This is a genomic window from Actinomyces sp. 594 (genome assembly GCF_019325145.1).
Taxonomy (GTDB): Bacteria; Actinomycetota; Actinomycetes; order Actinomycetales; family Actinomycetaceae; genus Actinomyces.
The window spans coordinates 1-9307 of sequence record NZ_PIZC01000051.1 but is presented as its reverse complement, the minus strand read 5'-3'; the positions used below and the strand labels follow the sequence as shown (position 1 = coordinate 9307).

8 protein-coding genes are annotated in these 9307 nt (G+C 67.6%); 3 read left to right on the top strand and 5 right to left on the bottom strand.

All coding sequences use genetic code 11. The features are described from left to right. Positions 1–422: 422 nt before the first annotated feature. The 5 genes from GZ998_RS09020 to GZ998_RS09000 all read right to left on the bottom strand — a co-directional run bounded on the left by GZ998_RS09020 (position 423) and on the right by GZ998_RS09000 (position 5822). Entirely contained in the window at positions 423–1175 is a 753-nt protein-coding gene (locus GZ998_RS09020; protein WP_162680047.1) for an ABC transporter ATP-binding protein, read from the bottom strand. Next, positions 1172–2329 carry an iron chelate uptake ABC transporter family permease subunit gene (locus GZ998_RS09015; protein ID WP_219109658.1) on the bottom strand — a complete coding sequence of 386 codons (1158 nt, stop codon included), beginning with the start codon at positions 2327–2329 and terminating at the stop codon, positions 1172–1174. Before GZ998_RS09015 ends, GZ998_RS09020 begins: the two co-directional genes overlap by 4 nt. Further along, the gene (locus GZ998_RS09010) at positions 2326–3237 is read right to left on the bottom strand and encodes an iron chelate uptake ABC transporter family permease subunit (RefSeq protein ID WP_308807199.1); all 912 of its coding nucleotides are present in this window, start codon (positions 3235–3237) and stop codon (positions 2326–2328) included. Before GZ998_RS09010 ends, GZ998_RS09015 begins: the two co-directional genes overlap by 4 nt. Positions 3238–3347: 110 nt before the next feature. Further along, entirely contained in the window at positions 3348–4385 is a 1038-nt protein-coding gene (locus GZ998_RS09005) for a siderophore ABC transporter substrate-binding protein (protein ID WP_161924842.1), read from the bottom strand. 192 nt (positions 4386–4577) lie between these two features. Then, positions 4578–5822: an ABC transporter substrate-binding protein gene (locus GZ998_RS09000; protein WP_219109657.1), complete on the bottom strand. Its 1245-nt coding sequence runs from the start codon at positions 5820–5822 to the stop codon at positions 4578–4580. Between the two features lie 435 nt (positions 5823–6257). Between GZ998_RS09000 and GZ998_RS08995 the strand changes: the two genes are divergently transcribed. From GZ998_RS08995 to GZ998_RS08985, 3 genes are all read left to right on the top strand, one after another. Beyond that, positions 6258–6908, top strand: a complete 651-nt coding sequence (locus tag GZ998_RS08995) for a hypothetical protein (protein ID WP_162680027.1) — start codon at positions 6258–6260, stop codon at positions 6906–6908. 113 nt (positions 6909–7021) lie between these two features. Further along, on the top strand, positions 7022–7510 hold the full coding sequence (locus GZ998_RS08990) for a hypothetical protein (RefSeq protein WP_162680044.1): 489 nt from the start codon (positions 7022–7024) through the stop codon (positions 7508–7510). A gap of 880 nt (positions 7511–8390) precedes the next feature. After that, on the top strand, positions 8391–8828 hold the full coding sequence (locus GZ998_RS08985; RefSeq protein WP_162680043.1) for a hypothetical protein: 438 nt from the start codon (positions 8391–8393) through the stop codon (positions 8826–8828). Positions 8829–9307 lie beyond the last annotated feature (479 nt).

The following is a 9307-nucleotide window of genomic DNA, read 5'->3' as shown; positions in this document are numbered from 1 at the left end:
AGAGAGAGAGAGAGAGAGAGAGAGTAAGAGTGCTCTCCGTCTCCTAGGAACGGGGATCATCGGTTGTACCTTTCTGGGAGACGGCGCGGGAAGCAGCCCGAACCACGAGCGCCCTCCCAACACCGGTATGATGACGGCTGAAAACAGCCGCGCGTACATGTTCCCTGACCCCGCGATTGGTGTCAACTCGTTAACGATTAACTGTACGTTACCTGTGCCGAAGCCCACACCACGCCCCCCAGTGATGTTCCACGACCCTCGGGAAGTTCCACGACCTTGGTGTGCTTTCCACGACCTCCCCGGGGTCGTGCAACAAGCACCAGGGTCGTGCAACAAGCACCAGGGTCGTGCAACAAGCACCAGGGACGTGGAACGCAACCCCCAACCGCGGGCACGCGCCGAGCGCCGCCGGTGCGCCGCGCCTAGAAGCAGGCGAGCGGGCCCGCCGGGCCCGCGATCACCTGGATGGGGGTGCCGAAGACGGCGGTGAGCACGTCGTCGCGCATGATCTCCGCCGGCGGGCCGAAGCGGAACACGCTCCCGTCCTTCAGGGCGCAGATGCGGTCGGCGTAGCGGGCCGCGAAGTTGATGTCGTGCAGGACGATCAGCACGGTACGGCCGAACTCCCGGGCGGCGCGCTCCAGGTGGTTCATCATCTCCACGCTGTGGGCGATGTCCAGGTTGTTCAGGGGCTCGTCCAGCAGCACGTAGTCGGTCTCCTGGCACAGCACCATGGCCACGTAGGCACGCTGCCGCTGACCGCCGGACAGCTCGTCCAGGTGGCGCCCCTCCAGCTCCCCCAGGCCGAAGAAGTCGATGTAGCGGGAGATGATGCGCTCGTCGTCGGCCGTGAGTCGCCCACGGGAGTAGGGGAAACGGCCGAAGCCCACCAGCTGGCGCACGGTCAGCCGGGTGATGAAGTGATTCTCCTGCCGCAGGATGGACAGCGCCCGCGCCAGGTCCGCCGACTTGGTGGAGGAAACGTCCAGCCCGGCCACGCGCACCGCGCCCTCGTCGATCCCCAGCAGGCGCCCCACCATGGTCAGCAGGGTGGACTTGCCCGCCCCGTTGGGGCCGATGAAGGCGGTGATGCCGCCCGCGGGCAGCTCCAGGCTGACCGGGCCGATGGCGACCTCGGAGTTGTAGACCTTGCGCACTTCGTCCAGCTCGATCACAGGCGCCCCTTTCTGAGTACGACGGCGAGGAACACCGAGCCGCCCACCAGCTCGATGATGATGGAGACGACGCCCTGGGCGTAGAACACGTGGCGCATGATGAAGTAGGCACCCGTGAGCACGAGCAGTCCCAGGCTGGCGGCCATGGGGAACAGGTAGCGGTGGTCGTAGGTGCCCGAAAGCTGGTAGGACAGGGTCGCCACCAGGAAGCCGAGGAAGGTCATGGGGCCGACCAGTGCCGTCGAGGTGGCCATGAGCACCGAGACCAGCACCAGCACGCCGATGGTGGCGCGGGTGTGGCTCAGGCCCAGGCCGGTGGCCGTGTCCCGCCCCAGCGCGATCACGTTGAGCCGACGCGAGCAGAGCATCAGGGCCGCGCTCGCCGCGAGCGCCAGGGGGATGGCGATCGGGTAGTACTCGGGATCGGCGTTGGCGATGGAGCCGAACAGCCGGGCCGAGAGCAGGTCGAACTCGCTGGGGGTGAGCAGGCGCTGCATGAAGGTGGTGACGCTGCCCAGCGCGGAGCCGATGACGATGCCGATCAGCAGCATCGAGTATAGGTTGCGCGCGCCGCCGGTCAGCAGCCAGGAGTACAGCAGCAGGGACAGCCCCACCATGAGCGCCAGCCGCAGGGCGAACATGGGGGCGGTGCGGGTGGCGGTCAGGCCGGTGGCCCCGAAGAAGAAGATGGTGGCGGTCTGGATGGCCCGATACAGGGACTCGAATCCCATGATCGACGGCGTGATGACGCGGTTGCCGGTGGCGGTCTGGAAGGCGATGGTGGCCATGGCCTGGCATACGGCTACCACGATCATGGCGACGACGGCGTCCAGGCGCCGCTCGGCGATCAGCCAGAAGCCGCGGGTCCCCGGCGCCATCGGGTTCCTCCACACCAGCAGGCCGACGGCGAAGCAGACGGCCAGGCCGGTCACCCCCAGGTAGGTCAGCCACCAGCGACGGCGGGCGGCGGGCGTGGCGAAGGCGCCCGAGCGGCGGGCAGCGGGACTGCTCGTGGCCGCGCTGGGATCGGTGGGGGCGCCCGGTGTCGCGCCCGTGCCGGCGGGGGCGCCCCGTGTCTCGCCACCCGCGGGGTGGCCAGTGACCGGAGCGGCAGTGACCGACGTCGTCGGCGCCGCGGAGGCTTCGGGGCTCATGCTCCTCCCCTCCCGGTCTGGCGGATGATCAAGGCGATGAACACCGCGGCCCCCACCAGGCCCAGCACCACAGCCACCGGAATCTCAAAGGGGGCGATGATGGTGCGGGCCAGCAGGTCGCAGGCGGTGACGAGCCCGATGCCCACCAGGCACACCCAGGGCAGGTTGGAGCGCAGGTCGTCCCCGCGGTGCATGGACACCAGGTTGGGGACGATCAGCCCCAGAAAGGGCAGCGAGCCGACCACCACGGTGACGGTGCCGGTGGCCACGGCCACCAGAGCGGTGCCGATCAGCACGGTGCGCCGGTAGTCGACGCCGATGTTGGTGGCCACGTCCTGCCCCAGGCCGACGGCGGTGAGGCGGTCGGCGTAGTGGAAGATCGCGGCCACGACCCCCACCACGATCCACAGCACCTCGTACTGGCCCCGGTACACCGAGGTGAAGCTGCCCTGGAACCACACCCCCAGGGACTGCAGCATGTCGGTCTGCAGGGCGAACAAGGTGGACACGGCGCTGACCACCGCCCCCAGCATCATGCCGATGATCGGCACCAGCAGGGAGGAGCGCAGGGAGACCCGCCGCAGCAGCAGGAAGAACACCGTGGTGCCCAGGAACGCGGCCACCACCGCGCCGGCCATACGCCCCAGCACGCTGGCGCGCGGGAAGAGCACCATGACCGCCAGCAGGCCCAGCCCGGCCCACTCGGTGGTGCCGGTAGTGGTCGGCTCCACGAAGCGGTTCTGGGTGATCAGCTGCATCACCAGGCCGGACATGCTCATGGCCGCCCCGGCCAGCACCAGCGCCAGCGTGCGCGGGACGCGGACATTGCGGAACATCTCCCAGCCGTCCGCGTGGGACAGGATCGAGTACTGGCCGGTGGCCAGGCTCAGGCCCAGCAGAACCACCACCACTACCAGCCCGACCGCGAGCCCCCGGCTGACCAGGGGCTCGCGGGTGCGGGCGGCGGCGTCAGTAGCGCGGCCAGCCGGTGCGTCCGACCTAGAGAGCTGCCGAGTGCTCAGTTCTGTGCACCTTCGAAGGCGTCGGCAATCGAGTTGAGGATCTCCGTGTAGGTGATGATCGACTCGTTGGTGTAGGTGTCCTCCGGGGCGTAGACGATCTGCCCGGCGCCGACCGCGGTGACGTTCTGCAGCGCGGCGTTGCCGGCGATCACATCCGCGGCGGGCGTGTAATTGGCGTCATCCGCGGAAATGGCCGCGTCGCGGTCCATGACGAAGATCCAGTCCGGGTTGGACTCGGCGATCTGCTCCACGGAGACGTCGTCTCCCTGGTGGTCATCGGTGGAGCCCTGAACCTCAAGGGCGGGCTCCAGCTCGAGCAGGTCGAACAGTGGTCCCCAGGTGCGTCCGGTGGTGGGGCCGGAGTAGCCGATCTCCCCGCCGGAGACGATCACCGCCATGACCTTCGAGGAGCCGTCGTAGGCGTTCTTGGCGCGCTCCAGGGCAGTGTCGAAATCAGTTATGAGCGCCTCGGCCTCGGTCTCCTTGCCGAAGACCTGCCCCAGGGCGGTCACCTGGCGCTTGAGCTCGGCGTCGAAGGACTCACCGTCACGGGGCTCAAGGTCCAGTAGGGCGGCGTCCGGGGTGAGCTCCGCAATGGAGTCGTACTGGTCGGCGAAGCGCTGGCCGATGATCACCAGGTCCGGCTCCGCCGCGACCAGGGCCTCCAGGTCGGGCTCGCGGTGGTTGCCCATGTCGGCGACGTCGTCGCTGTCATAGGCGGTGATCGAGGAGGGGATGAGCTGCTTGGGAGCGGCCACCAGGGGCACTCCCCACTCGGCCAGCACCTCGAAGGTGCGGTTATCGGTCGAGGCGGCCCGCTGCACGGGCAGGGCGATCTCCACGCTGCCGTGGTTGTCGTCGATGGTGACCGCCGTTGGCTGGGCGGAGGCCTGCGAGGTTGCAACCGTTGCGGCGCCGTCGGCTGCGGCGGTGGAGCTGGAGGTGGATGCGGTGTCCGTGGATCCGGAGCAGCCTGCCAGCGCCAGGCTGACAGTCGCAGACAGGGCCAGGAGCACGGGGAGTTTGCGAGACATGTGTTCCTTCGGGATGGTAGGGCTCGCGCGGAACGGCCCACGCGAGTGGTGCAGGCAACCTTCACCAACTTAGGTCAGGTTCACCTACGTGAGGCTAACCTACGCTGCACCCGAGGTGCTTCACAAGCGCTTGGCGTCGCGGGAACGGCGGAAGTCACGCGCCAAGCGCGGTCTATGCGGCGAGAGCCCGGCTCACCGCGCCGAGCCGGAGGCAGTGGCACTCGCCGACGCGCTGGCCGCAGCCGTCGCCATTGCCCTACTGGCATCAATGGCTGCAACGATGTCCGGCACGTGGTTCTCGCAGCACCAAGGCAGTGACAGCGGGGAGGCCGCCGCCAGGCTCATGGCGGCAGCCTCGTCGGCGACGAACAGGGCCGTGCCGTCAGCAACGGCCGGGATCTCGGCCAGCCGGTCGTCCGCCTGGACGGCTTCGACGGCGGCGTCGCCGTCCACCTGAGCCCACAACAGATCCGCATCCAGCTGCCCGGCCTCGCTGAGCGGGTAGTCCACGGAAACCGCTCCCGCAACCCCCTCCACCGCCTGAATGGCAGGCGCGGGGGCCAGGCCCAGCTGCCGCAGCACCTGCGAACGCGTGTCAACCTCGGTGAACACGGTTATCGACGGGCCGCCCGCATCGAGTGCGACCGCCGCGTAGGCGGCACCCGAAAGGGAAGGATTCAGGGTGCGTGCGGTGGTCAGTACGTCCGTGGTGGTGTTGACCAGGGCTTCTGCGGCGGCGGAACGCCCCAGCGCCCTGCCGACGGCGACGGTCACCGCCTCCCACGAGACCTCGTAGGCAGAGGCGTCGGCCGGGTACGCCAGAGTGGGGGCGACGGCGGACAGGCGCGCGTATTCATCCTCGCTCATGCCCGAGTGCACACCGAGGATCAGGTCGGGCCCAAGCGCGGCGACCGCATCGGCGTCGACGTCGTGCACTGTGGCGTACAGCGCGGGCGCGGCGGCGGTGTCCCAGCCGGCGCCCAGCGCTTCAAGACCCGCGGTGGTCCAGGGGTAGGCCTCCTGGCCGTCGGCGCCCGCAGTGACGGCGGGCATGCCAATGGGGACCACGCCTAAGGAGATGACCACATCGGCGTCGACGGTGGATATGGCCACGATACGGGTCGGCTCGGCCGCGATCGTGGTGGAGCCGTAGGTGTGGGCGATGGTGATGGGGAAGGACTCGGTGGCGCCCTGCGAGGCGTTGCCCGCGGCGGCCGACGGGCCCGCAGTGCTGCCGCCGCCGGAGGCGCAGGCCGCCAGTAGTGCGGCGGCGCCCGCGGTGGCGGCGCCGGCCAGGAGGTCGCGACGGCTCAGCCGGCGGGTACCGGTGCGGGCGGCGGAACCGGTGCGGGCGGCGGAACCGGTGCGGCGCCGATCGGTGCCGCGGGCGAGGTCGGTAGAACCGGTGAAATTGACGGAATCGACGGAATCGGCCAAAGAAGTGCTTCCCTTCGGTCGGCGGCCCCGGCGCCGGGCGCCCGGGCCTCGGTCGGGGGCATTTTCCTATGTGAGGAGGCCGCGCGGCAAGGTTGTCCGCGGTTCGCGGGGACCGAGGCATGCGCACGCATGCCTGCGTGCAACTAGGGGCATTGCGCACGGGAGCAGCATCACTGGCCTCGGGCCGCGAGAGCACTTACGCGTACTTTCGCGGGAAACCGGGTGCACCCGAGCCTGCTCGGACGGCTCTTGCGCGACGCCGACTCTGCAGCGTGGGCATGCATCGCGGGCTGCGACCGACGCCACCCTCCACGTCCACAAACCATAAGATCCTGATAACGAATCACACACTTTTCGCGCGCCCCTACCCCTTGTACCGTCTGACGCCGCGGCGAAATACTGGAGCGGCACGCACCCCGAATCAGGAGCCGCCTCATGGCCAAGAACACCGGTAAGAACGAACCCACACCCCACTCCAAGTTCCACTGGTTGCTCATCACACTGGCGGTAATCCTGGGCATACCAGGCGTGATCGGGATCTACATATGGATCTCCAACCACATCGTGAGCTCGGTACGGATTCCCGTCATCCTGCTGATCTTCCCGCTATTGCTCTTCATCGCCATTGCAGGCGTCATCGACGACGCCATCATCGAAAAGGCCCCGCAGCTGGTGCGGAACAAGGACCGGTACCTGCTGGCCCAGAAGCTCGGGCACGACCCCATCACCGGGGCGCCCCTGGGGCCACCCCTCAACGTCGGCGGCTACGCCCCGGCACAGGGCAGCGGCATCCCCGGCACAGCGGCGTATGGTCCCGGCCCGCAGTCACAGGACCAGGCGGGTATGACGCCCCAATCGGGATACGGGCAGGCTCCGGCCAACCAGGCAGTGCAGGGATACGGACAGATGCCGGCGGGCTCACAACCCGCTGCGCCCGGTTACCTATACGGCCAGACCATGCCGGCACAGCCGGACGGCCAGGGGCAGGCGGGTCAGGGCCACCCGGGTCAGGGATACGGGCAGTCCGCGCCGCAGGGGCAGCCGGAGGCGTATGGTCCCTATGGCTACGGCGCCCCCACGGCGTAGGTGGCGGCCCCGGAGCAGACGGGTAGTAGTCCCCAGGCAACGCCATTGCCGCGTGACGAGATCGCGACCAATACTGGGGCAGTAACCGATGTCCCGCACTCAGGAGCCTCCTCGTGGCCGCAAACCAGTCGACACAAGTCCCGCCCCGCTCTAAGTACTTCGGCCTGATGTTCTTCCTCGCATGCGTCCTCGGGATTGCGGCGGCGTTCGGCATGTACGCATGGATTTCCAGCCAGGCAACCCACCCGACACGCATACGCGTGATGGTCCTGATGATCCCCTTCACCATCATGCTGTACGCCGTCACGTACATCGATAAGCAGATCCTCGCCAAGTACCCGCACCTGGTTGGGGCGAAGTACCGCGAGCGGCTCGCCGCAGAGCTTGGGCACGACCCGATTACCGGCGCCCCATACCCGCCACTTTATGAATCCGGATCGGCGAATCCGCAGCCCGATGCGCAGGGCTACGGGCAGGTACCCGCATACGGCGCTACGCCTCAGGCGCCAGGCCAGGGCACGGGCCAGGCCCCAGCAGCCAACACGTACGGTTCATACGGTTCATACGGCAACACCTCCGGCAACCACCCGGCCACGCACTGAGCAACGGCGGCGCTTCCGCCTGGCTGCACGCGAACCACGCCGCGCGCTACCGCCCGCCAGGTCGCCGGTATGGCGTCCGACGGCCTTCCAGCAACTGCTCGGACGCCGCGCGCGCCGCACCCGGTGCCTTCTCCTTGCGCTACCCGGACGCCGTCGAAATGAATCGCCTCTGAGCGCCGGGGCAGCTCCTCACTGTCCCACTTAATACGTCGTTGGCGCAGGCACCTGGGTGCTTCCTAGCGATCGCCGCTTCCGTCTGCATTGACGATCCACTCCCCCACGTCGCCTCGGCCCGCAACTGCCCACGGCAGTTCCAGATGACGCACCGAACCACTTTTGCGGCGCCCGAGGCGAGTCTCGTCGAACCGTTGACAGCCCAGCGTCCGGCGCCTATCCTGCGAACTCGCAGCGCCGCATTTTTCTTGCGTCCGCGCAGAGGAGTCCCTGATGAGTAACCTCAAGCACCCACTGGGCAGACGTGTATTCGTTTCGTTCTCGCATTCATCGCTTCGCTGACCCTGACGGGAGAGCGAGCGTTGCTAACGGCGAAGGAATCAGATGAGATGTGCGCGAACGACGTGCGGGAGACACTCACTTCCGTCCCACCCTTCACCAACGACGCGTCTGCAGACCCTCAACCGCACCGCCAAACACGCACAGGCCCATCGCCAAGCGCTCCTCGCCAAGGCGCCCGGCAGCTGCCGGCACCTCGCGCCCCAAGCACGAAGAACCGGTTTGGCCGCCACTTCGCAGGTTCGCCTTTCGCCGGAACGTGGAACCTTGAGCGTTCTCACCCAACCGATCGCCGCACTGGAGCTACGGCGTCGCCAAGTATCGCCGTAACTGGACCAATCCGAACGAGCTGTGAAAAGTGATCAGCATGGGAGAAGACAACCGCCGGGCACGTGGACGCCATCCGATGGTTCCTCTGTGGGCTGCGCTCATGGTGGGGCTGGCGGTGGTGGCGGCCCTTCACCTCCTGTATGCCTACATCTACGTGATTGGGCCCGCGCAGCAGGATAAAGAGCTCACCCTCAAGGAACTGCTGACCGGCCCCGATTACTCGCACCAGTTGGTCTCCTCCCCACAAGACCTTACAGCCGAGCAGTGCCCTGGCGCCTCGGGGTGCATTGAGGCGTGGCGTACGGACCAGGCCGACTATTTCCGCTTCTCCTCCGCGTCCGAGGCGAGTGCTTGGGCGCAGCAGGCAGGCCTCGAGTCCTGCCATTCCGGGTATCGGGTCGTGGCGAACCGTGGGGTGACCACCCTGGATGGTTGGGCAGCTACCTGCGGACTCATTGAGGTTGAGAACAGCTAAGGGAGTCTTCCGTTGTGGGGGTGGCGGGCTAATGGTGGGCGTGCACCCACATCGCCGTTTGCGCGCGCGTTCCGCTAGGTACGGTACGTGGCGCGATGGGCGCTCGGGGCGGGAGATGTGGCCGTAAGTCTCAAAGGGACATCGCGGATCACGGCGGACCGGGTGCGGCGGTTCGCGCTTTCCGGCGACGGCTCGTCTGTTCCGACGAACGATTCGCTAGTTCCAGCGACGGTTCGTACGCTCTGGCCGGTGGTTCGCGGGCCCAGGTTGACAGTTCGTACATTCTCACGACGGTTCGTATGTTCTGGCCGGCGGTCCGTACTCCGGCGCGACGGTTCGTACCTCGTGACGACGGTTCGTACGTTCTGGTCGACGATTCGTACCTGGTGGTGACGGTTCGTACGGTAGGGGTACGTAGCGTCACCGAAAGGTACTGTGCTGTCTCCACACTTCTGGGACGGTTGAGTCTCATGACTTCT

Coding starts and splice junctions, on each gene's coding strand:
- GZ998_RS09015 (WP_219109658.1), bottom strand. CDS start 2,329: ATGAGCCCCGAAGCCTCCGCGGCGCCGACGACGTCGGTCACTGCCGCT.
- GZ998_RS09005 (WP_161924842.1), bottom strand. CDS start 4,385: ATGTCTCGCAAACTCCCCGTGCTCCTGGCCCTGTCTGCGACTGTCAGC.
- GZ998_RS08995 (WP_162680027.1), top strand. CDS start 6,258: ATGGCCAAGAACACCGGTAAGAACGAACCCACACCCCACTCCAAGTTC.
- GZ998_RS08985 (WP_162680043.1), top strand. CDS start 8,391: ATGGGAGAAGACAACCGCCGGGCACGTGGACGCCATCCGATGGTTCCT.